Genomic DNA, 20,693 nt, shown 5'->3' with positions numbered 1-20,693 from the left:
GGGTATGCCGTCTCAGCCGTTCGCCGGCTCGTCCACCTGCGTCAGGGCGTCGGCGAGGGTGCTCACCAGCTGCGGCAGGCGCGGGCCCCAGCGGGAGGAGATGTCGGCCGAGACGGTGACGATGTTGTCGTTCTGGACCGCGGCGACCTCGGACCAGCCGGGACGGTTCGCGACGTCCTCGGCGGTGTAGGACACCTGGTCGGTGATGACGATGAGCTGCGGGTCGGCCTCGATGATGGCCTCCTCGGTCAGCTGCGGGTAGCCGGTGCCGTCGGCGTCCGCCTCGTCGGCGATGTTGACCGCGCCGAACTGGTCGTAGACGTCGCCGATGAAGCTGTTGCTGCTCGCCGAGAAGAAGGTGTCGTCCAGCTCGTGGTAGACCCGCAGGCCCTCGACCCCCTCGGGGGCGTCAGCGAAGGCCTCCTCCACCTGCTGGCGCAGGTCGGCGACCGTGTCGGCGGTCTCGTCGGGGTGGCCTGTCGCGATGCCGAGCATGGCCATGCCGTCCCAGCCGTCCTCGATGGTCGTCGGGGCCGGGTTGTCGATGACGGGGATGTCCAGCGCCTCGAGGGAGGCGGTGAGGTCGGCCGTGTCCCCGGAGATGACGACCAGGTCGGGCTCGTAGCCGGCGATGGCCTCGACGTTGGGCTCGTATCCGGACAGCTCGGTGGTCGGTGCCTCCTCCGGGTAGGTGGAGAAGGCGTCGGCGGCGACGACCTGGTCGCCGGCGCCGATGGCGAAGAGGATCTCGGTGGCCGAGGGGGACAGCGAGACGATCCGCTGCGGCTGCTCCTCGATCGTCACCTCACCGGCGACGGTGTCCACGGTGACCGGGAAGCTGCCGGGGCCCGCAGCCGTGTCGTCCGCGTCCTCGGAGGAGCCGGCCTCGTCGCCGGTGTCGTCGTCGGAGCCAGCCTCCTCGGAGCCGGCGTCGCTCTGCTCGGCGGAACTGTCCTCGGACGCGCTGTCGGTGCTCTCCCCGCCGCACGCGGCGAGGGTCAGGCCGAGCGCGAGGGCGCAGGCCAGACGGAAGGGGGGACGGATGCTCATCGGTGTCTCCTGTCGGTCGAGGGAGGTTCCGCTCGAGCGACGGGACGGGCGTCCGCCGTCCGAACCGGCCCTAGGTCCTCGAGGGCATGTGGTGTCGGATCGTCGGGCAGTTCGACCGGACTCGGCCGCCACGCTCCTCCTGGAAGGAAGGCTCAGGCGACTCCACCGTTGCGGGACAGTGCCGGGTTCTCACCGGACTTCGTCTGCACGACGCGCGTCAGCCTACGCCACCCACCCCCCTCCCCGCACCGGACGCATGGTCGGTCACGGGTGCGGTGCGTCGAGGGCCCGCTCCAGCCGGTCCAGCCCCTCGGCGCCCGGCACGGCGACGCGGGCGACGCCCGGCATACCGAAACTGGCGCAGTCGCGGACGAGGACCCCGTGCGGCGCCAGCGCCTCGCGCAGCCCGGCCCGGTGCACGAGCACCCACGGCGCGTCGGCCGCGTCCACCTGCAGTCCGTGCGCGGTGAGCAGGTCCACGAGCTCCCCCCGCAGCGACCGTATGCCGTCCGCCCACCCCCGCAGGTCGGCGGCGGCGAGCAGGTCGGGCAGCGTCGCCAGGGCCAGGCTGCTCACCGACCAGTGCGGCTGCCGGGTGCGGAGCCGGGCGAGGAGGTCGGGGTCGGCGACGGCATACCCCAGGCGCAGACCCGGGCAGGCGAAGGTCTTGGTGAGCGAGCCGACCACGGCCCGGCAGTCCTCGCGGCCCGCGGTCCACCTGCCGGTGGCGAGCGCGTAGAACGCCTCGTCCCACACGTCGGCCCGTTCGTGCGTCCCGGCGAGGTGGCCGCTCGGGCTGTGCGGGTCGCTGCGCCAGCGCGGGCCGTCGGGGGAGCGCGGGTGGAGGCCGAAGTCCGGCTCGCTGCGCACGCCGCCGCCCAGCTCGGCCGCGACCAGGTGGATCGCCTCGCTGCCGCCGTTGGTGAGCAGGAGGCGCTCGGGCTCCACACCGAGGGCCGCCGCGAGCTCGGCGCTCGCCGCGCGCGGGTCGGGATAGTGGCCCAGCGTGTCCAGGTGCCGCTCCAGCATCGGCCCGACGGGCGGTGCGAGCGGGTTCATCGTCTGGCTGAGGTCGAGCAGGTCGGCCGGGTCCACCCCCAGTGCGCGGGCCACCGCCGGCCCGTCCCCGCCGTGCGACCCCGCGGGCGGGACCGACGGCATACCTGCCGTCATGCCTCGCGCCCGCCCGACAGCGCCCCGAGAGCCATGACCAGCAGCATCACCACGCCGGCGGTGACCGCGGCCGCAGCCGCCGCGACGGCGCCTGCGCCGAGCCACCCGATGACCAGACCGACGGTCCCGATCGCGGCGAGCAGCCACCCCAGCGTGCGGAAGACGGGCGCGCGGAAGGCGGCGGCGAAGGGGACGAAGTGCAGGCCGACGCCCGCGGCCACGAGGGCCGGCATGAGCTCCTCGCGGTCGGCCTGGGCCAGCACCAGACGCCCGAGCGCGAAGACGAGCAGCATGCCGGCCACGGAGGCCAGGTAGACCAGGCCGGCGCGCCGTCGCGGTGGCTGGCCGGCCGGGAGGTCGGACGCGGGGCGCACCCACACCGCCCAGACGTAGCAGGCGACGGCGACGAGGTAGGCGACGAGGGCCAGCACCGGCCCCGCCCCCGGGAGCGCCCCGCGGTTGACGAGGACGAAGACGGTGGCGCCGACGAGGCCGATGATGCTGCCGACGCGGTAGGGGTGGATCACGAGCACGACCCTAGGCGCGGGTGGGGGTGAAGGGGCGCAGGCCTGCCCCACGACACCGTCCGACACCCCGTCGAGGCGCGGAATTCCGCGACGCGCCGGGCTTCGTAGTTGGCAAAACGCGCGATGGTCTGCCTACGGTGTGGCTGATCCATTGGCTCTACGAAAGGCAGTCACCAATGAGCAAGAAGGTTATCGTCGAGGCCGTCGCCCGCGAGGCGGGCATGACCCAGGCCGCCGCCGACAAGGTCGTCAACTCCGTCCTCGAGGCCATCTCCGCCGAGCTCGCCAAGGGCGAGAAGGTCTCCCTGCCCGGCTTCGGCACCTTCGAGGTCCGCGAGCGCTCGGCCCGCACCGGCCGCAACCCGCAGACCGGCGAGGAGATCCAGATCGCCGCGAGCAAGGCGCCCGCGTTCAAGGCCGGCTCCAAGCTCAAGGAGCGCGTCTCCTGAGCTGAGGCTCCCGCTTCGCACGCCCGGTCGGCCCTCGTGGCCGGCCGGGCGTCGGCGTGTCCGGGGTGGGCACCGGCAGGGCAGCGCTGGCGACCTGACGCGCCGGGTCTTCCCCGCCGCACGGTCGGCTTCCCTATCCTGCTGGTATGCCCGTCCGTCCTGATGCACCACACCCACGCGTCTGGGAGCGCTTCGTGGCGCTGGGGGACTCGTTCACCGAGGGTCTGGTCGACCCCGACGCCGCCGCCCCGGCCGAGGATCGCTACGTCGGCTGGGCCGATCGGGTGGCGGCCGCCCTGGCCGCCCGCAACGAGGCGCTGGGCGCGCCCTTCGGCTACGCCAACCTGGCCATCCGCGGGCGCCTCATCGACGCCGTCATCAGCGAGCAGCTGCCCGCCGCGCTCGCCCTCCACCCCGACCTGGTCAGCCTGTCCGCCGGGGGCAACGACGTGCTGCGCCCGCGGGTCTCGCTGCGTGCCGTCGTGGACCGCCTGGAGGGGGCGGTGGCGCAGATCCGGGAGACCGGCGCCGACGTGCTGCTCGTCACCGCCCCCGACGTGTCCTGGGCGCCGCTGGTGAACCGGGTGCACCCGCGGATGGTCGAGTACACCGCCAACCTGTGGGCGGTCGGGCAGCGCACCGGTGCCTTCGTCGTCGACATCTACACCCTGCGGGCCCTGCACGACGCCCGCATGTGGGGACCGGACCGCATCCACTTCAGCAGCGAGGGGCATACTCGGATCGCCGCGCAGGCGCTGTGGACCCTGGGCCTGCAGCAGGACGACGACTGGGTCACGCCGCTGGACCCGGCGCCTCCGCTGGGGCGGATCGAGTCGTTGCAGGCCGACCGCGAGTGGGTGGCGACCCACCTGCGGCCCTGGATCCGCCGCCGCATCCGCCGGGAGAGCTCGGGCGACGACAGGGTCCCCAAGCGACCCCAGCTCGGCCCGGTCGTGCCCCCCTCCCGCTGACCCGCGGTCTCAGCGGCGCCCCCACTCCCAGCTGGGCGTCGACAGCATCCCCTGCCCCAGCACGCGGGTCTCGCCGAGGTCTTTGGCCAGCTCGTGCAACCGCATCGCCGGCACCTCGCCCGGGTCGGGCTCGAGGTCACGGGGGTCCGCGGCGAGGTCGCCGGCGTCGCGCACCGCGCCGGCCAGCGCCTCGACCATGGCCTCCGAGTGGGTCACGAGCACGACCTGCGCGCGCCGGGACGCCGCGGCGACCGCCCGCGCCAGGGGGTCGACGAGGCTCGGGTGCAGGCTCGTCTCGGGCTCGTTGAGGGCGAGCAGCCGCGGCGGCACCGGGGTGAGGAGCGCGGCGAGCCAGAGCAGGTAGCGCAGCGTCCCGTCGGAGAGCTCCGCGGAGCGCAGCGGCCGGAGCATGCCGGGCTGGTGCAGCGCCACGTCGAAGAGCCCGTCGGTCACCGCGACGTCCAGACGGGCGCCGTCGAAGGCGTCCTCGACCGCCTGTGCGAGCTCGGCCCCGGAGTCCTCCCGGATGGTCTGCAGCGCGGCGGCCAGGTCGCCGCCGTCCTCGGCCAGCGCCCAGGTCCGGGTGCCGACCTGGGGCCGCCGTGACGGTGCCCCGGCGTCGACCCGGAAGCCGTCGTAGAACCGCCAGGTGCGCAGCTCCTCGCGGACCGCCCACAGCTCGGGCGCCTCGAGCGGGTCCACGACGTCGGTGAGCATGCTGGACCACGGCGGCACCGACACCGGCGCCTTTTCCCAGCGCCCGGCCTCGTCGCGCAGCTCGACCGCGTGGTGCTTGCGCCGGGCGGCCAGGGTCGCCGGCCGCATGACCGGGCCGCGCCACACCGCCTCGCGCTTCAGCTCCGGGTCGCGGTCGAAGGCCGAGCCCCCCTGCACGGGGATGCCGAGGTCGACGAGGTAGGACAGGTCGGACCCGGCGCCACCGACCCCGAGACGGACACCGACCGGGCCGGAGCGTCTGGTCCCCTGGACCTCGTGGCCCCGGCGGGCCTGGGCCAGCGACTCCGGCCCGGCCCACAGCGCCGACTCCAGACCGCCCTCCTGCGCGAGGGTCCGGACCGCCTCACCGCGCCCGCAGGCGCCGAGGAGCCGCAGCGCGCGGTAGAGGCTGCTCTTGCCCGAGCCGTTCGCCCCGGTGACGACGGTCAGCCGACCCAGCGGCAGCACCACGTCCCGCAGCGAGCGGTAGCCGTGGACCGCGACTGTCGCGTACATGGCGCCACCCTAGGCAGGGCGACCGACACACCCACCCCGGCGCCGGGGGGCGCCGGTGGGTGCCGCGGATCCGCGCCGCTGCGGGTCGCCGGGGCTCGAGCGCGCCGGAGGGGTGTGCCCTCAGCCGCCCTGCGTGGCCCCGCCCAGACCGCGCTCGGCGCGGTCGGCGAGGAGCCACTGCGCGGTCATGGACCGGAACCGGTCCTCCCCGTCGCGCAGCCGCTCCAGGGCCGGCCCGACGCACGGCTCGTCGAGGGCGGCCAGAGCCTCCAGCGCCACCAGGGCGTTGTCCTTCTCGTCGGTCTCGGCCATGGCCGCCAGGGCGGGAGCCGCGGGGCGGGAGGCGGGGTCGCCGACGAGGACGAGGGTCTGGGCGGCGTGCCGGCGCACGGCCGCGTCGCCGTCGGCCACCGCCTCCGCCAGCCCGGGCACGCCGGGCGCACCCAGCTGCTCGAAGGCCCGCGCGAGCTCGCGCTGCTGCTCCTCACCGCCACGCCCCAGGTGCGGCAGGAGCGCGGGCGCCGCCTCGGGGGTGCCGGTGCGTCCCAGCGCCCACCAGGCCTTCATCGCCACCCGCGGGTCCGCGTCGTCGGCGAACGGCAGGATGTGCGGCACGGCTTCGGGGGCCTGGACCTTGCTGAGCGCGTGCAGCACCTGCACCCTCGCCTCCGGTGCTCCGTCCAGCGCCTCGACCAGGTGCGGCAGCGCCGCCTCGGGGTGGCGCACCACCGCCCAGGTCAGGGTCTCCCGGACGAAGAAGTCCGGCTCGGCGACCAGCAGCGCCACCAGCTCCGGCGTCAGCGACTCGTCCCCGTGCGTGCCCAGGTGGACCGCCGCCTTCTGGCGGACGGTGGGGTCGACGTCATACACGGCGCGTCGCGCCTGCTCCAGCGTGCTCACAGCTCTCTCCTTCGGGGTCGGTCCGGCAACGCGTACTGGACCAGGCTCATTCCTCTCCCGGCGTGAGGGTCAAGCAACCATCTGCGGCGCCCGGTCGGGGTGGGGGCAACCATCTGCGGCGCCCGGTCGGGGTGGGGGCAACCATCTGCGGCGCCCGGTCGGGGTGGGGGCGGGGCGACCACGAGCGGGGCCCGGTGGGACGATCGGGGCATGAGTGCAGGGCAGGGACAGGCCTCCGCCCACGGCCACGACCACGGGGCGGGCGCCAGCACCACGCGGCTGCTCGTCGCCTTCGCCATCACCGCCACGATCCTCGTCGCCGAGGTCGTCGGGGCGTTCGTCACCGGCAGCCTCGCGCTGCTCGTCGACGCCGGGCACATGCTGACCGACGCCGGTGGCCTGCTCATCGCCCTGACCGCTGCGCGCCTCATGACCCGGCCCCCGTCCGAGCGTCGGACCTGGGGGTATGCCCGCGCCGAGGTCCTCGGGGCCGGCGCCCAGGCGACGGTCCTGATGGGGGTCGGCGGGTATGCCCTCGTCGAGGGGGTGCGGCGCCTCCTGTCGGACGAGCCGGCCGACGTGGCCGGAGGTCTGCTGCTCGTCTTCGGCGTGGTGGGTCTGCTCGGCAACCTCGTCGCGATGCTCGTCCTGGCCGGCGGGCGGGACGAGAACCTCAACCTGCGCGCCGCCTTCCTCGAGGTCGTGGCCGACGCGCTGGGCTCGGTCGCCGTCATCGTCTCGGCCGTCCTCATCCAGACCCTGGGGTGGACGCGGGCGGACGCCGTCGCGGGCGTGCTCATCGCCGTGCTCATCCTCCCCCGGGCGGTGACGATCCTGCGGGAGGCGGGCAGCGTCCTGCTGGAGTCGGTGCCCCCGGGGCTGTCGCTGCCCGAGCTGCGCGAGCACCTCCTCGGGGTCGAGCACGTCCTCGACGTGCACGACCTGCACGTCTCGCGGATCGGCACCGGGACGCCGGTGCTCAGCGCCCACGTGGTCGTCGAGGACGGGTGCTTCCGCGACGGCCATGCGCCCCAGCTGCTGGATGCGCTGCAGTCCTGCGTGGCGGGCCACTTCGACGTCAGCGTGGAGCACTCGACCTTCCAGCTGGAGCCGCGGCAGCACGGCGGCCACGAGCAGGCCCACCACCCCTGACGGCCAGCGGCCGGCCCTCGGGCATTCCGGCACCGCCGGCTCCCCGGTGCCTGCACCCCGGCACCCCGGCACGTAGGCACCCCGGCACGTAGGCTCGCGAGCATGAACGACCCGCTCGACCCCGACACCCCTGCACCCGAGGTCGTCGACCTCGCGCACGCCCTCTTCGACCTGGCGCGGGCGGGGGACGCCGATCGCCTCGCGGCCTACGTCGACGCCGGCGCCCCGGTCGACCTCACCGACCCCGCCGGCAACACCCTGCTCATGCTGGCGGCCTACCACGGGCACCCGGGGGCCGTCGATGAGCTGGCCCGCCGTGGCGGCGACGTCGACCGGCTGAACGACCGCGGGCAGTCGCCACTGGCCGGCGCCGTCTTCAAGGGAGAGGCGGAGGTAATGGACGTCCTGCTGCGGCACGGCGCCAGCCCGGAGGCCGGGCAGCCCACCGCCCGTGAGACGGCCGCGATGTTCGGCCGCGAGGACCTGCTCGCCCGGAAGGCCTGAGAGGACCTAGGTCGCCCGCAGGCCCTCCGCGCCCAGGACCGAGAGCAGCTCCAGCTTCTCGTGGCTCTCGCTGCCCGGTGCGGCGGTGTAGACCAGCAGCGTCTGCGCCTGCGCCGGGGCCAGCATGATCTGGCAGTTCAGCTCGATGTCACCGACGGACGCGAGCCGGTAGCGCTTCGTCTCCGGCGGCTGCAGGCCCACCTCCTGCCGCTGCCACACCTCGCGGAACTCCTCGCTGGCCCCCAGGAGCAACGAGGCGAGCTCGGCCGCACGCGAGCCCGGCCCGCGCAGCCCCACCACGCCGCGCAGCCCGGAGGCGTAGAGCCGGGAGTAGTACGCGTGGTCCTCCTCCGGGTAGATGTCGCGGGCGCCCGGCAGCGCGAACCAGCGGTAGCCGATGCTGCGCGAGGGGCCGGTGAACCGGGTGAGGTCCCCGAGCAGGGCGACACCCACCGGGGTCTGGCGCACGGTCTCGCCGAGCTCGGTGACGACCTCGGCCGGGGTGTCGGCCAACCGGTCCAGGATCCTCAGGACGCCGGGGCTGAGGTGCAACCCGGCCGAGGCGGCCGGTGGGGGCGGGTGCCCGGCCAGCCGGAAGAGGTGGTCCCGCTCGGCGACGGTGAGGTGCAGGCCCTGCGCGATCGAGCCCACCATCTGCGCCGACGGCCGTGGGCCGCGTTCCTGCTCGAGCCGGGACCAGTAGTCGGTAGACATGTGGCACAGCGCCGCCACCTCCTCCCTGCGCAGCCCGGCGGTGCGTCGCCGCGGGCCCCGCGGCATACCCACGTCCTCCGGCTGCAGCGACTGCCGACGGTGCCGCAGGAAGTCGGCGAGGCCGGCGCGATCCATCATGGGTCTCATCCTCGCCCCTCGTGACGCCTCGATCCAGGGACCGGCGATCCGCGGATGAGGGAGCCCTGGATCCGGTCCGCGGACCCGCCCACGCTGGAGTCCGGCGCACCCCCGCGCCGCCCACCGACAGGAGCGACATGCCACGCAGAGCACCGGACCTCACCCTTCCCGACCTCGCCGGTCGACGCGCCCTCGTCACGGGGGCCAGCGACGGCATCGGGCTGGGGATCGCCGGCCGTCTCGCCGCCGCCGGGGCGGAGGTGGTCATGCCCGTCCGCAACCCGGTCAAGGGCGAGGCGGCGGCGGAGCGCATCCGCGACCTCCACCCGGCGGCCCTGCTCCGGCTGGAGTCCCTCGACCTGTCCTCGCTGGCCTCGGTCGCGGCCCTCGGAGAGCGGCTCGGCGCCGAGGGCGCGCCGATCGACCTCCTGGTCAACAACGCGGGGGTGATGACCCCGCCCGAGCGGCAGGTCACCGAGGACGGGTTCGAGCTGCAGCTCGGGACCAACCACCTCGGCCACCTGGCACTCACAGCCCACCTGCTGCCGTTGTTGAGGGCCGGCCGGGCCCGGGTCGTCTCCCAGACCAGCATCGCGGCGCGCAGCGGGAGGATGCACTGGGAGGACCTGCAGTGGGAGCGCAGCTACGACGCGATGGCGGCCTACCGCCAGTCCAAGATCGCGGTCGCCCTCTTCGCGCTCGAGCTCGACCGGCGCAGCGCCGACGCCGGCTGGGGCATCACCAGCGTCCTCTCCCACCCGGGGGTGGCGCCGACCAGCCTGCTCGCGGCCAGGCCCGAGATGGGCCGCTCGCGTCCGACCTCGGGCCGCCGGGTCATCCAGTGGCTCTCCGACCGGGGCGTCCTCGTCGGGTCGGCGCACAGCGCCGCCCTGCCGGCCCTCCTGGCGGCGACCTCCCCGGAGGCCCGCGGCGGAGGTTTCTACGGGCCCCAGGGCTGGGGCGACGCCGGCGGGCCGCCCGGCAGCACCCCGGTGTGGCGGCCGCTGCGGACCGAGGACGCCGAGCGCCTGTGGGTGGTCTCGCAGGAGCTGGTCGGCGTCTCCCTCGGCTGAGGAGGGGGCTCACGCCTCCGTCGGCGGCACCGGCGTGGGCAGGAGACCGGAGCGGGCGCGCTCCAGGACGTGCTCGCGGAAGAGCTCGGCGGCCGGCAGCAGCCGACGGCCCGGAGCCCACGACAGGCCGACGTCGCGGGTGGCGCCGACGTCGGTGAGGCCCAGGACGTGCAGGCCGCGCACCGGCGTGGCCACCGACCCGCCCCACAGCGTCGGGGCGACGGCCACCCCCAGGTCGGCGGCGACATACCCCCGCAGCGTGGGCAGGTCGGCGGCCACGAAGGACACCTCGGGTGTGAAGCCGGCCTCCGCGCACAGCTGCGTCGTGTGCCTGCGCAGGACCGACGTCGGCGTCATGACGACGAAGGGGTCCTCGGCGACCTCGGCCAGCGCGGTCCGGGACCGGCCGACCAGCCGGTGCCCCGGCCCGACGAGCAGCCGCATCGGTTCGGCGACGAGGGCGCGCCACCGCGGCTGGTCCTCGCCCCGGTGCGGGCGCAGCGTGGACAGCTCGAGGTCGACCCCGCTGCGCGGCCCCACGGCCGGCACCGTCTCGTCCTCCTTGGTGCGCAGGTCGAGCCGGACCTCCGGGTGCCTGGCGCGAAAGCTGGTGACGAGGTCAGGGACCAACCAGGTGCCCAGCGAGGGCTGGAAGGCCACGGTCACCGTGCCCGTCTCCGGGTCGAGGAGCTGCTGCACCGCGGCGACGCCGTCGTCCAGCTCGTGGAGCACGGCGTCCACGTGCCGCTTGAAGACCGTGCCCGCGTGGGTCATCCGCAGCACGCGACCCTCCCGGCGCAGCAACGGCGTGCCGATCTCCCGCTCCAACCGGGCCAGGGCCCGGGAGACGGCCGGCTGGGAGACCTGCTCGAGCTCGCTGACCTCGGTGACGGTCACCCCGTCGGCGACCAGCTGGAACCAGCGCAGGGTGTCGATCTCCACACTCATGACGCTAGCGCATGGATTGCTCTCTCGACAGACATTGGACGTATGGGTCGGCGTGGAGGACCGTAGAGTTCATGGCCAAGTTCCTGCTCTCCCTCATGATCGGTCGTGCCCAGCACGACATCCGCTCCCTCCCGGCGACTCGCAGCGCCGCCGTCGTGGCGTGGCCCACCGCCACCCACCGCGCCACCCGCTGATCCCTCAGGACCCCCAGCAGGTCCGCACCCCGAACTCCACCCGGCGGGACTCCACCCCCTCCACCGGGGCGTCGCTCACCAGCAGCGTCCCGGTGTCGAGGTAACCGGTCGGCTCCTGCCCCTCGCGCACCGCCCGGGCGATCGCCCGCACGCCCTCCCGCGCCATGTTCTGCGGGTACTGCATCGCCGTCGCGTCGATGAGGCCCGGCCGCACGCCCTCACGCATGGCGGCGCACCCGCCGTCGACCGACACCAGCACGATCTCGTCGAGGTCGGCGCCCGCGTCCTGCAGCGCGGCGAGCGCACCCAGAGCCGCCGGCTCGTTCACCGTGTAGACCACGTTGACGTCCGGGTGGTCGGTGAGGACCTGCGTCATCGCGACGGCCGCGTTGTCCCGGTCACCCTCGGTGTCCACCGAGGCGACGACCGCCTCGTCACCCTCCTCGGCCCCGAAGCCGCTGAGGAACCCGGCACGGCGCTGCTCGCCGGTGCTGACCCCGGGTGTGAGATCGAGCGTCGCCACCTGCGGGTCCAGGCCCAGCTCCTCGACCTTCGCCGCGGCATACCGCCCGATCAGCTCGCCGGCGCGCTCGTTGTCGGTGGCGAAGGTCGCCTGCACCAGCTCCGGAGGGTCGGTCGGGGTGTCGACCGCGATGACCCGCACCCCCGCCTCCTGCGCCCGGGCGATGGCGCCCTCCAGCGCTGCGGCGTCGGTGGGGGCGAGGAGGATCCCGTCGACGCCCTGCTCGACCATGTCGTCCAGGGCCGCCTCCTGCGAGGCGACGTCGGTGTCGCTGGTCCCGGTCGCGGTGAGCAGCTCGACGTCGAGGTCGTCGGCGGTCTCCTGCGCGACCTCGCGCATCTCGACCCAGTAGGGGTTCTCCTCCTGCTTGGTGATGAGGCCGACCGTCACGGCCTCCTCCTGCCCGCCGGGGGAGCACCCGGCCAGGACGGAGACCAGCAGGGTGCCGGCGACGCCGGTGGTCCACGGGTATGCGCCTCGCCCCGCCCTCATGATTGTGCTCCCGCCTCGTGGGTGACCGGGGCGCCCGGGCCGGGTCGGTCCGTGCGCAGGTCGAACACCGCGTAGGCGGCGACGACGAGCAGGCAGACGCCGGGGACGGCATACCCGAGCGCGGAGCTCGAGACGTCCATGACCGCCGCTTGCACCATCGGGATGAGCGCCCCGCCGAGGATGGCCATGACCAGCCCCGCCGAGCCGAACTTCGCGTCCGGACCCAGGCCCTGCAGGGCCATGCCGTAGATGGTGGGGAACATGAGGGAGAGCCCCGCCGAGATCATGACGACGGCGACCAGGCCCACGATGTTGAGGACGAACATCGAGGTCAGGCAGCAGGCCGCGCCGAAGAGGGCCATGATGAGGAGCAGCTTGGCGGGGCGGAAGATGCCGAGCAGCCAGGTCATGACGAAGCGGGAGACGAGGAAGATGAGCAGGCTGGCCTGCAGCCACCAGCCGGCCGCCTCCTGGCTCAGGCCGACGACGTCCTGGGCGTAGAGGATGGTGAAGGTCCACGTGCAGGTCTGCGCCGCGACGTTGAAGAACTGCGCGACCACCCCGAACCGGTAGTGCCGGTTGGCCCACAGCCGGGCGAAGGTGCCGCCACCGCCCTCGGTGAGGTCCACCGCCTCCGGCTCGGTCGGCAGGTGCATCTTGCGGAACGCGATGAGCAGCCAGATGAGGACGAGCACGCTCGCGATGAAGACGTAGGGGCGCAGGACCTGGAAGAGGTCGGCCTCCTGGGCGGCGAGGAGCTCGCCCTCGCTCATGATCGTCTTGCTCTCCTCGGGCGTGAGGTTGGGCAGGATGAGCACCGCACCCATGAGCACGCCCAGGTTGGCCCCGACCGGGTTGAAGGACTGCGCCAGGTTGAGCCGCTGGGTGGCGCTCGCCTCGTCGCCCATCGCGATGACGAAGGGGTTGGCCGAGGTCTCGAGGATCGACAGCCCGGCCGCCAGCACGAAGAGCGCCAGCAGGAACATGTTGTAGGCGAGCATCTCGCCGGCGGGGATGAAGAGGAACCCGCCGACCGCGGCCAGGCCGAGCCCGACGAGGACGCCGGTCTTGAAGCCGAAGCGGGAGTTGATGAGCGCGGCCGGGATCGCCAGCAGGAAGTAGGCCCCGTAGTAGGCGAACTGCACCAGCGAGGACTGGAAGTTCGACATGTCGAAGATGCCGCGGAAGACGCCGACGAGGATGTCGGTGAGGTTGGCCGCCATGCCCCAGGCGGCGAAGCACAGGATGAGCAGCGCGAAGGGCACCCGCAGGTGCCGGGCCACCAGGGGGGCCTCCCGCTGGTCGGTCTGGGACTGGACCGTCGCCATACGCCCCTCCTCGTGACGCCACGTCGATGTCGCGTCCCGATCAATGTATGCCCTGTCGGGTGCTGGTGACCACCCCCCGGCGAAGCAGGTGGGGGAATACCTCGGCGGGCAGCTCGTTGGTATAGTTGATACATCAACGACCCCAGGAGGGTGAGTCAGGTGCAGTTCGGGATCTTCAGCGTCGGCGACATCACGCCGGACCCCACGACCGGTCGCGTGCCGACGGACGGCGAGCGCATCGCCGCGATGACGTCGTACGCCCTCAAGGCGGAGGAGGTCGGGCTGGACGTGTTCGCCAGCGGGCAGCACCACAACCCGCCGTTCATCTCCTCGGCGCCGACGACCCATCTGGCCTACATCGCGGCCCAGACCCAGCGGCTGCAGCTGTCCACCGCGACGACCCTCATCACCACCACCGACCCGGTGCGCATCGCGGAGGACTACGCCTTCCTGCAGCACCTCTCCGGGGGCCGCGTCGACCTCATGATGGGCCGGGGCAACACCGGACCGGTCTACCCCTGGTTCGGCAAGGACATCCGCCAGGGCGTGCCGCTGGCCATCGAGAACTACCACCTGCTGCGCCGCCTCTGGCGCGAGGAGGTCGTGGACTGGCAGGGGAAGTTCCGTACCCCGCTGCAGGGCTTCACCGCCACGCCGCGCCCGCTGGAGGGCACGCCACCGTTCGTCTGGCACGGCTCGATCCGGTCGACCGAGATCGCCGAGCAGGCCGCGTACTACGGCGACGGCTTCTTCCACAACCACATCTTCTGGAACATCGAGCACACCGCCCAGATGGTGGGTCTCTACCGCCGCCGGTTCGAGCACTACGGGCACGGCTCGGCCGACCAGGCCGTCGTGGGCCTCGGCGGCCAGGCCTTCATCGCCGGCAGCGAGGCCGAGGCGAAGCGGGCCTTCCGGCCCTACTTCGACGTGGCCCCGGTCTACGGCCACGGCCCGAGCCTGGAGGAGTTCAGCCGGATGACCCCGCTGACGGTCGGGACCCCGGAGATGGTCATCGAGCGCACACTCGGTTTCGCCGACGCGGTGGGCGACTACCAGCGCCAGCTCTTCCTCATCGACCACGCCGGGCTCCCGCAGGACGTCGTCCTGGAGCAGATCGAGATCCTGGGCCGTGAGGTCGTGCCGGTGCTGCGCCGCGAGTTCGAGGCGCGCCGCCCGGCCCACGTGCCGAGCGACCCGCCCACCCACGCCTCGCTGGTGGCGCAGGGCCCGGAAGCCCGGCACCACCTCGTGGCCCCGGCCCGGGGCGCCGCGGTCGGCGCCTCCGCCTGACCCGCCGCACGGCATACCGAAGGGAGCACGCCATGACCCGCCGCATCGTCGTCCTCACCGCAGGGCTCTCCCAGCCCAGCTCCACCCGGCTGCTGGCCGACCGGCTCGCCGACGCCGTCGTCACCCAGGTGAGCGCGCGCGGGGAGTCCGCGACCGTCGAGGTGGTCGAACTGCGCGAGCTCGCTCACGACCTGGCCACCACCATGACCACGGGCGGCGTGCCGACGCCGGCCGTCGAGGCGGCACGCGAGCTCGTGTCCGGCGCGGACGCCATCATCGCGGTCAGCCCCGTCTTCGCCGCGAGCTACTCCGGGCTGTTCAAGATGTTCGTCGACGTGCTCGACCCGGACGCGGTCGCGGGCACACCGGTGCTGGTCGCCGCGACGGCCGGCACGGCCCGGCACCAGCTCGTGCTCGACCACGCGCTGCGCCCGCTGTTCGCCTACCTGCGCGCCGCGGTCGTGCCGACCGGCGTCTTCGCCGCGACCGACGACTTCGGCGGTGCCGGGTCCGGCGAGCTCGGTGACCGGATCACCCGTGCCGCCGGGGAGCTGGCGGCCGCCGTGGTGGCCGCAGGCGTCGGCGGGCTGGGCTCGGACCGCGCCTCCGGTCGCGCCGGGATGCGGGTCGGTCAGGACGTCACGGACTTCGAGGACCTGCTCGCCGGACTGGGTCAGTAGTCCCCAGCATCGGGGGGCAGACTGGACGCATGAGCGAGCGGCGCGGTGGAGGGTGCACGAGCATCCTCAGCCTGCTGCTCGTACTCGGCCTGGTCATCAGCATGGTGGTCTACCTCTCGCCCGCCCTCGATCTCGGCAACGTCCGACGGACGGTCTACTCCGAGCGCTCGGCCGGTGTCGCCGGCTCGGGCGGTGAGGGCTACACCTTCATGCAGGTCAGCGATGGCGGTCGCCCGGTGACCTGGGGATGCGCCGCCCGCATCGACGTCGAGGTCAACCCGGAGGGTGCGCCGCAGGGGTATGCCGAGCTCGTCGCCTCGGCGGTCCAGCGGGTGAACGAGGCCAGCGGCTTCACCTTCGTGGTGACCGGGGAGACCGAGGACCGCGAGTTCCAGGGTCGCCAGCGCGGACCGGTCCTCATCGGGTGGGCCGACGAGGAGGAGGTGCCCGAGCTCGCCGGCCCGACGGCTGGCCTGGGGGGAGCGTCCTACGTCGTGGGCCCGGGCGGGGACGCCCGCTCGGTCGGCGGCATGGTCGTCCTGGACACCGACATGCCGGGCGGCTGGCTCGGCGGGTTGGACGAGGAGACCGTGCTCGTCCACGAGCTGGTGCACGTGCTCGGGCTCGGGCACTCCGACGACGCGGGGGCGCTCATGGCGGCGGAGAACTCGGGGCAGGACGAGTTCACCGACGCCGACCTGGCCGGTCTGGCAGCGCTGGAGGAGGCCGCCTGCGGCTGAGCCGGGCGTCCCGTCAGGCCGTGAGCTCGGCGAGCTGCCGCAGCCCCTCCTGCTCGAAGGCCTCGTCGCCGACCTGGTAGGCCCACACCGCCGTGCCCACCGCCTCGGCGAGCAGGAGGTCGCGCCACCACGCCGGGCGGGGGTCCGCGCCGTACCCGTCGAGGAACGCGGCCTCCAGGCGGGGGTCCTCCCGCCACTGGCGGGGCTCCATCCGGGCCAGGTCCGTGGCGGCGGGCCGCCACTGCGCCCGACCGAAGTCGATGACCGACACCGTGCCGTGGTCCACGACCCAGTTGCGGGGGTGGTAGTCCCCGTGGGTCGGCGTGAGCGTCACCGGGCCGACCGGCCAACGGGTGAGACGTCGTTCGACGCGTCCCACCCGGGCCCGGGGGATGCGGTGCGGCCGGGCGAGCCAGCGACGGGTGCGGGCCTGCTGCTGCTCCAGCCAGTCGTCGTCGCGGCGGGAGGACTGTCCGTGCAGGCGGCTGAGCAGCAGCCCGGCCTGACGGTAGCTCTCGGGGTCCTGCTCGGCGGCCGTCCCCTGCACGAGGTGCCCCGGCAGCCACGTGGCCACCAGCAGGCGGGCCTCGAGATCGGCCCGGACCAGTGTGGGCGCGCGGTCGGGCAGGAGGGGGGCGGTGAGCTCGCGGTGGGCGGCCACCTCCCTCGCGAGGTGGTGGTCGTCGGGGGAGCTGGCCTTGACCGTCAGGTCCCTCCCGCGGTGCCGCACCCGGAGCACGGTGGTGCTGACCAGGCCCCACGAGTGGTCGTCGAGCACCGTGTGCCCGGGCAGCCAGGTGTCGAGCAGGCCCTGCTGGGCGGTCGTCAGCGGCATCGGGTCAGCCTAGGGCGAGGGCGGCGAGGGCGAGGTCTGAGGCCGGGCACGCAGAAGCCGCCCCTGGGACGAGGTCCCGGAGGCGGCTTCGGACAGCGTGAGGTCAGCCGCGGATGTGCTCGATCGGGCGCCAGGCGCGACCGATCTCGAGGATCACGTGGGTGCTGCTGCGGAGAGCCTTGGACAGAGCGGTCATGATGGCCACCTTTCTTCGTGCTGGGGTCTGAGCTTCTAGTCTGACAAGATTTTTGCTTTAGCACAAACGGACATTACTTACGGATACCACCAAGTGCTGCTTAAAGGTCCTGGCGGTGCTGACGCCGGTGCCTGCCGTGGGGTCCACCGCTGCGCACCGGGTGCCGGCGGCGGTGCGCGGTCATCCGCCCCTGACGTGCGAGAAGCCGCCCCCGGGAGGGTCCCCGGGGGCGGCTTCCAGAAGACGTGAGGTCAGCCGCGGAGGTGCTCGATCGGGCGCCAAGCGCGACCGATCTCGAGGATCACGTGGGTGCTGCTGCGGAGAACCTGGGACAGAGCGGTCATGATGGCCACCTTTCTTCATGTCGGGGTCTGACAATGAATACTCTGACAGCATTCTTGCATTAGCACAAACGGACATTTCTTACCAGTATGTGTAAGATGCGCTGCATGTTCTCCCCTGAGCACCTGGTCAGCCTCAAGGCCGTCGTCGAGGAGGGGACGGTACTGGCAGCGGCCGACCGCCTCGGCCTCACGGCCTCGGCCGTCAGCCAGCAGCTGACCCGCCTGCAGAAGGAGGTCGGACAGCCCGTCCTCGTGCGCCGTGGCCGCAACGTCGTCCCCACCGACGCCGCGGAGGTGCTGGTCCGGCTGGCCGCCCAGGTGGAGCAGCTGGACGAGGCCGCACGGGCCGAGCTGGAGCACCTGACCAGCGACGTCTCGGGTCCGCTCGTGCTGTCCTCCTTCCCCACCGGCATCGTCGGTCTGCTCGCCCCGACCGTGCCCACCCTGCGCGAGCTCTACCCGCTGCTGCGCCTGACCGTGCGCGAGCTCACCCCGGAGGGGTCGCTACGGGCGTTGCGCCGCGGCGAGGTCGACCTCGCCGTGGTCCACGACTGGACCGACTACCACAAGGCCCTGCCGGGGGGACTGGTCTCCACGGTGCTGGGCAACGACGTCGTCGACCTCATCGCCCGGCACGACCACGACCTGCGCATCGGGCGCAACGGCATCGTCGACCTGCGGGACTGCGGGGGCCGAGACTGGGTGGACGACTCGCCGGGGGTCTTCAGCGACTGGCTGCTGACCGCCCTGCGCGAGCGCCACCTGGACTACCGGATCGCCGCGACCGCCGACACCCACCCCAGCAAGATCGCCCTCGTGGCGGCCGGCTTCGGGATCGGTCTCATGCCGCGGCTCGGCCGCCCCGAGCTGCCCGACGCGGTCGTCGCCCTGCCGGTGAAGGACCCCCCCACCCGGCGTGTGATGCTCGTGCACCGCGACTCCAGCGAGCGACGGCCGGCGGTCGCCTCGGTGGCCGCGGAGGTCCGGCGGGTGTGGGGTGAGAACACCGACACCGCCTGAGGGCGGCGCCTGCCCCGGCGCCGGACCATCCGCCGCTCCTCCGTGCCGGTCGGGGGCTCAGGACTCGCGCGGCTCCATGCCGGTCGCGGACTGGAGGCGGTCGATGTGCTCGGAGGCCTTCGCCTTGGTGAGCCCCTCGGCAGGGATCTGCTCGCCGGCGGCGCTGGCCAGCCGGTCGAGGTAGGACTTCTGGGCCTCGGTCGCCGGGTCGTCACCAGTCGTCCAGTTCTCCGGGTCGCGCTCGAGCTGGTCGTCCGGGGACTGCGGGCTGGGGGCGCCCAGCATGTCGGCGTCTGCGTCGGCGCCCGCGTCGGGGGCGCCGGTCTGGGTCTGGTCGTCCATCGGGTTGGTCATGGGACCGACTCTAGGGCGGGGGTCCGACAGTGGCGCGCCCAAGGCTCCTGCTGACAGGCATACCCGCCCCGGTGTAGGGATGGAGGTATGACGCCGATGTCGACCGACCGTCCCGTCCGCTCGCCCCACCCGGCCTACCGCGCCGCCCGCGACCAGCTCCTCGAGCTCTACGGCGACCCCGGGCGGGCCCGGGAGGAGTTCCGCTACCCGGACGTGGGCGAGCGCTTCAACTGGGCGGTGGACTGGTTCGACGCGATCGCCCGCGGCAACGACGCACCCGCGCTGGTCGTCGTCCAGGAGGACGGCTCGGACCAGACGCTGACCTTCGACGAGGTCGCCACCCGCTCCGACCAGGTCGCGGCCCTGCTGGCCCACCAGGGCATCGGCCGCGGCGACAGCGTCATGGTCATGCTGGGCAACCAGGTCGAGCTGTGGGACACCATGCTCGGGGTGATGAAGCTGGGGGCCGTCCTCATGCCGACCACGACCGCGGCCGGTCCCTCCGACCTGCGCGACCGGCTGGAGCGGGGCGGCGCCCGGGCCGTGGTCGTCGACGCCGCCGACACCGACCGGTTCGACGACGTGCCGGGCGACTACGCCCGCCTGTCGGTGGGGGAGGTGGCCGGTTGGACCGACCTGCGCACGGCATACGCCGAGCACGTGAGCCACGCCGAGCACCCGGGCACCGGCCCCGACGACCGCCTCCTGCTCTACTTCACCTCCGGCACCACCAACCGCCCCAAGCTCGTCGAGCACACCCAGGTGAGCTACCCGGTCGGCCACCTCTCGACGACGTACTGGTTGGGGCTGCGCCCCGGTGACGTCCACCTCAACATCTCCAGCCCGGGCTGGGCCAAGCACGCCTGGAGCTGCTTCTTCGCCCCGTGGATCGCCGAGGCGACGATCCTGGTCCACGCCTACCGCCGGTTCGACCCCGACGCCCTGCTCGAGGTCGTGCGCCGGCACCGGGTCACCAGCCTGTGCGCCCCGCCGACGGTCTGGCGCATGCTCATCAACGCCGACCTCTCCGGCGGTCCCGGCGCCCTGCGCGAGGTCATCGGCGCGGGCGAGCCGCTCAACCCCGAGGTCATCACCCAGGTGCAGCGGCAGTGGGGCCTGACCCTGCGCGACGGCTACGGTCAGACCGAGACCACGGCGCAGATCGGGAACTGCCCGGGGGACCGGGTCAAGCCCGGGTCGATGGGGATGCCGCTGCCCGGCATCCCCTCCGTGCTCGTCGACCCGCAGACCGGGCGGCTGGTCGACGGCCCGGGCGAGGGCGAGATCTGCCTCGACCTGTCCGCGTCTCCGGTGGCGCTGATGACCGGCTACCAGGGGGACGACGAGCGCAACGCGGAGGCGATGACCGGGGGTTTCTACCACACCGGCGACGTCGCCGAGCGGGACGCGACCGGCATGATCACCTACGTGGGGCGCACCGACGACGTCTTCAAGGCCAGCGACTACAAGATCAGCCCGTTCGAGCTGGAGTCGGTGCTCATCGAGCACCCGGCGGTCGCCGAGGCTGCGGTGGTCCCCGCTCCCGACGAGGTGCGCCTCTCGGTGCCCAAGGCCTACGTCACCCTGGTCGCCGGTCATGAGCCGACCGCCGAGACCGCGCGCTCGATCCTGGCTCATGCCCGGGAGCACCTGCAGCCCTGGCAGCGGGTCCGCCGGCTGGAGTTCTCCGAGCTGCCCAAGACGATCAGCGGCAAGATCCGCCGGGTCGAGCTGCGGGCCCGCGAGCAGGAGCTGTCGGTCGCCGCGGGTGCGGACGGTGCGCCGACCGAGTGGCGGGACACCGACTTCCCCGACCTGCGGGGCTGAGTCCCACGGGCGGGGTGGTGGCGCCGTAGGGTCGC

General features: G+C 73.5%; 22 protein-coding genes. 11 read left to right on the top strand and 11 right to left on the bottom strand.

Going from position 1 to position 20,693, the window contains the following annotated elements:
- Positions 1-12: 12 nt before the first annotated feature.
- From Q0795_RS05205 to Q0795_RS05195, 3 genes are all read right to left on the bottom strand, one after another.
- Entirely contained in the window at positions 13-1,050 is a 1,038-nt protein-coding gene (locus Q0795_RS05205; RefSeq protein ID WP_298887438.1) for an ABC transporter substrate-binding protein, read from the bottom strand.
- A 264-nt stretch (positions 1,051-1,314) separates the two neighbouring features.
- On the bottom strand, positions 1,315-2,163 hold the full coding sequence (locus Q0795_RS05200) for an aminotransferase class I/II-fold pyridoxal phosphate-dependent enzyme (RefSeq protein WP_298887435.1): 849 nt from the start codon (positions 2,161-2,163) through the stop codon (positions 1,315-1,317).
- Between the two features lie 56 nt (positions 2,164-2,219).
- On the bottom strand, positions 2,220-2,750 hold the full coding sequence (locus Q0795_RS05195) for a hypothetical protein (RefSeq protein ID WP_298887432.1): 531 nt from the start codon (positions 2,748-2,750) through the stop codon (positions 2,220-2,222).
- A gap of 176 nt (positions 2,751-2,926) precedes the next feature.
- Between Q0795_RS05195 and Q0795_RS05190 the strand changes: the two genes are divergently transcribed.
- Together Q0795_RS05190 and Q0795_RS05185 are read left to right on the top strand one after the other, a co-directional pair.
- Entirely contained in the window at positions 2,927-3,199 is a 273-nt protein-coding gene (locus tag Q0795_RS05190; protein ID WP_058892695.1) for an HU family DNA-binding protein, read from the top strand.
- 146 nt (positions 3,200-3,345) lie between these two features.
- Positions 3,346-4,170, top strand: coding sequence for an SGNH/GDSL hydrolase family protein (locus Q0795_RS05185; RefSeq protein ID WP_298887429.1), 825 nt, complete (start codon positions 3,346-3,348; stop codon positions 4,168-4,170).
- Positions 4,171-4,179: 9 nt separating this feature from the next.
- Here the strand turns inward: Q0795_RS05185 and Q0795_RS05180 are convergent, their stop codons facing one another.
- Together Q0795_RS05180 and Q0795_RS05175 are read right to left on the bottom strand one after the other, a co-directional pair.
- On the bottom strand, positions 4,180-5,403 hold the full coding sequence (locus Q0795_RS05180; protein ID WP_298887426.1) for an AAA family ATPase: 1,224 nt from the start codon (positions 5,401-5,403) through the stop codon (positions 4,180-4,182).
- Between the two features lie 120 nt (positions 5,404-5,523).
- Positions 5,524-6,303 (bottom strand): HEAT repeat domain-containing protein, encoded by a 780-nt coding sequence (locus tag Q0795_RS05175; protein WP_298887424.1) that lies wholly within the window; start codon positions 6,301-6,303, stop codon positions 5,524-5,526.
- 210 nt (positions 6,304-6,513) lie between these two features.
- On the opposite strand from Q0795_RS05175, the gene Q0795_RS05170 reads away from it, so the two are divergent.
- Together Q0795_RS05170 and Q0795_RS05165 are read left to right on the top strand one after the other, a co-directional pair.
- Entirely contained in the window at positions 6,514-7,455 is a 942-nt protein-coding gene (locus Q0795_RS05170; protein ID WP_298887422.1) for a cation diffusion facilitator family transporter, read from the top strand.
- 102 nt (positions 7,456-7,557) lie between these two features.
- Entirely contained in the window at positions 7,558-7,959 is a 402-nt protein-coding gene (locus Q0795_RS05165) for an ankyrin repeat domain-containing protein (protein WP_298887420.1), read from the top strand.
- Between the two features lie 6 nt (positions 7,960-7,965).
- Here the strand turns inward: Q0795_RS05165 and Q0795_RS05160 are convergent, their stop codons facing one another.
- Positions 7,966-8,811, bottom strand: a complete 846-nt coding sequence (locus Q0795_RS05160) for a helix-turn-helix transcriptional regulator (protein WP_298887417.1) — start codon at positions 8,809-8,811, stop codon at positions 7,966-7,968.
- Between the two features lie 137 nt (positions 8,812-8,948).
- Here Q0795_RS05160 and Q0795_RS05155 point away from each other — a divergent pair, with 137 nt between their 5' ends.
- Entirely contained in the window at positions 8,949-9,884 is a 936-nt protein-coding gene (locus tag Q0795_RS05155; protein ID WP_298887415.1) for an SDR family oxidoreductase, read from the top strand.
- Positions 9,885-9,893: 9 nt separating this feature from the next.
- On the opposite strand, the gene Q0795_RS05150 is transcribed toward Q0795_RS05155, so the two are convergent.
- Positions 9,894-10,832, bottom strand: a complete 939-nt coding sequence (locus tag Q0795_RS05150; RefSeq protein WP_298887412.1) for a LysR substrate-binding domain-containing protein — start codon at positions 10,830-10,832, stop codon at positions 9,894-9,896.
- A 71-nt stretch (positions 10,833-10,903) separates the two neighbouring features.
- On the opposite strand from Q0795_RS05150, the gene Q0795_RS05145 reads away from it, so the two are divergent.
- A complete protein-coding gene (locus Q0795_RS05145; RefSeq protein WP_268793658.1) occupies positions 10,904-11,026 on the top strand; it encodes a hypothetical protein in 123 nt (40 codons plus the stop codon).
- Between the two features lie 4 nt (positions 11,027-11,030).
- On the opposite strand, the gene Q0795_RS05140 is transcribed toward Q0795_RS05145, so the two are convergent.
- Positions 11,031-12,041 carry a substrate-binding domain-containing protein gene (locus Q0795_RS05140; protein ID WP_298887409.1) on the bottom strand — a complete coding sequence of 337 codons (1,011 nt, stop codon included), beginning with the start codon at positions 12,039-12,041 and terminating at the stop codon, positions 11,031-11,033.
- Entirely contained in the window at positions 12,038-13,369 is a 1,332-nt protein-coding gene (fucP, locus tag Q0795_RS05135) for an L-fucose:H+ symporter permease (RefSeq protein WP_298887407.1), read from the bottom strand. The genes Q0795_RS05140 and fucP overlap by 4 nt, the downstream gene beginning before the upstream one ends.
- A gap of 159 nt (positions 13,370-13,528) precedes the next feature.
- Between fucP and Q0795_RS05130 the strand changes: the two genes are divergently transcribed.
- Genes Q0795_RS05130 through Q0795_RS05120 form a run of 3 tightly spaced genes read left to right on the top strand, consistent with a single transcriptional unit; the run spans position 13,529 to position 16,082 of the window.
- On the top strand, positions 13,529-14,662 hold the full coding sequence (locus Q0795_RS05130; protein ID WP_298887404.1) for an LLM class flavin-dependent oxidoreductase: 1,134 nt from the start codon (positions 13,529-13,531) through the stop codon (positions 14,660-14,662).
- A gap of 32 nt (positions 14,663-14,694) precedes the next feature.
- The gene (locus tag Q0795_RS05125) at positions 14,695-15,342 is read left to right on the top strand and encodes an FMN reductase (protein ID WP_298887401.1); all 648 of its coding nucleotides are present in this window, start codon (positions 14,695-14,697) and stop codon (positions 15,340-15,342) included.
- 29 nt (positions 15,343-15,371) lie between these two features.
- The gene (locus Q0795_RS05120) at positions 15,372-16,082 is read left to right on the top strand and encodes a matrixin family metalloprotease (RefSeq protein WP_298887398.1); all 711 of its coding nucleotides are present in this window, start codon (positions 15,372-15,374) and stop codon (positions 16,080-16,082) included.
- A gap of 13 nt (positions 16,083-16,095) precedes the next feature.
- Here the strand turns inward: Q0795_RS05120 and Q0795_RS05115 are convergent, their stop codons facing one another.
- Positions 16,096-16,917, bottom strand: a complete 822-nt coding sequence (locus Q0795_RS05115; protein ID WP_298887396.1) for a phosphotransferase — start codon at positions 16,915-16,917, stop codon at positions 16,096-16,098.
- A 645-nt stretch (positions 16,918-17,562) separates the two neighbouring features.
- Between Q0795_RS05115 and Q0795_RS05110 the strand changes: the two genes are divergently transcribed.
- Positions 17,563-18,477 carry a LysR substrate-binding domain-containing protein gene (locus tag Q0795_RS05110; protein WP_298887393.1) on the top strand — a complete coding sequence of 305 codons (915 nt, stop codon included), beginning with the start codon at positions 17,563-17,565 and terminating at the stop codon, positions 18,475-18,477.
- Between the two features lie 57 nt (positions 18,478-18,534).
- Here the strand turns inward: Q0795_RS05110 and Q0795_RS05105 are convergent, their stop codons facing one another.
- Positions 18,535-18,831 carry a DUF3072 domain-containing protein gene (locus Q0795_RS05105; protein ID WP_298887390.1) on the bottom strand — a complete coding sequence of 99 codons (297 nt, stop codon included), beginning with the start codon at positions 18,829-18,831 and terminating at the stop codon, positions 18,535-18,537.
- Positions 18,832-18,927: 96 nt separating this feature from the next.
- On the opposite strand from Q0795_RS05105, the gene Q0795_RS05100 reads away from it, so the two are divergent.
- Entirely contained in the window at positions 18,928-20,658 is a 1,731-nt protein-coding gene (locus Q0795_RS05100) for an AMP-binding protein (RefSeq protein WP_298887546.1), read from the top strand.
- Positions 20,659-20,693 lie beyond the last annotated feature (35 nt).

Source organism: uncultured Serinicoccus sp. (assembly GCF_947487915.1).
Taxonomy (GTDB): domain Bacteria; phylum Actinomycetota; class Actinomycetes; order Actinomycetales; family Dermatophilaceae; genus Ornithinicoccus.
Note: the sequence above shows the minus strand (reverse complement) of the source record. Positions and strands in the feature narration are given on the sequence as shown.

Coding starts and splice junctions, on each gene's coding strand:
- Q0795_RS05205 (WP_298887438.1), bottom strand. CDS start 1,050: ATGAGCATCCGTCCCCCCTTCCGTCTGGCCTGCGCCCTCGCGCTCGGC.
- Q0795_RS05190 (WP_058892695.1), top strand. CDS start 2,927: ATGAGCAAGAAGGTTATCGTCGAGGCCGTCGCCCGCGAGGCGGGCATG.
- Q0795_RS05185 (WP_298887429.1), top strand. CDS start 3,346: ATGCCCGTCCGTCCTGATGCACCACACCCACGCGTCTGGGAGCGCTTC.
- Q0795_RS05180 (WP_298887426.1), bottom strand. CDS start 5,403: ATGTACGCGACAGTCGCGGTCCACGGCTACCGCTCGCTGCGGGACGTG.
- Q0795_RS05170 (WP_298887422.1), top strand. CDS start 6,514: ATGAGTGCAGGGCAGGGACAGGCCTCCGCCCACGGCCACGACCACGGG.
- Q0795_RS05165 (WP_298887420.1), top strand. CDS start 7,558: ATGAACGACCCGCTCGACCCCGACACCCCTGCACCCGAGGTCGTCGAC.
- Q0795_RS05160 (WP_298887417.1), bottom strand. CDS start 8,811: ATGATGGATCGCGCCGGCCTCGCCGACTTCCTGCGGCACCGTCGGCAG.
- Q0795_RS05155 (WP_298887415.1), top strand. CDS start 8,949: ATGCCACGCAGAGCACCGGACCTCACCCTTCCCGACCTCGCCGGTCGA.
- Q0795_RS05150 (WP_298887412.1), bottom strand. CDS start 10,832: ATGAGTGTGGAGATCGACACCCTGCGCTGGTTCCAGCTGGTCGCCGAC.
- Q0795_RS05145 (WP_268793658.1), top strand. CDS start 10,904: ATGGCCAAGTTCCTGCTCTCCCTCATGATCGGTCGTGCCCAGCACGAC.
- Q0795_RS05140 (WP_298887409.1), bottom strand. CDS start 12,041: ATGAGGGCGGGGCGAGGCGCATACCCGTGGACCACCGGCGTCGCCGGC.
- fucP (WP_298887407.1), bottom strand. CDS start 13,369: ATGGCGACGGTCCAGTCCCAGACCGACCAGCGGGAGGCCCCCCTGGTG.
- Q0795_RS05125 (WP_298887401.1), top strand. CDS start 14,695: ATGACCCGCCGCATCGTCGTCCTCACCGCAGGGCTCTCCCAGCCCAGC.
- Q0795_RS05120 (WP_298887398.1), top strand. CDS start 15,372: ATGAGCGAGCGGCGCGGTGGAGGGTGCACGAGCATCCTCAGCCTGCTG.
- Q0795_RS05115 (WP_298887396.1), bottom strand. CDS start 16,917: ATGCCGCTGACGACCGCCCAGCAGGGCCTGCTCGACACCTGGCTGCCC.
- Q0795_RS05110 (WP_298887393.1), top strand. CDS start 17,563: ATGTTCTCCCCTGAGCACCTGGTCAGCCTCAAGGCCGTCGTCGAGGAG.
- Q0795_RS05105 (WP_298887390.1), bottom strand. CDS start 18,831: ATGACCAACCCGATGGACGACCAGACCCAGACCGGCGCCCCCGACGCG.
- Q0795_RS05100 (WP_298887546.1), top strand. CDS start 18,928: ATGTCGACCGACCGTCCCGTCCGCTCGCCCCACCCGGCCTACCGCGCC.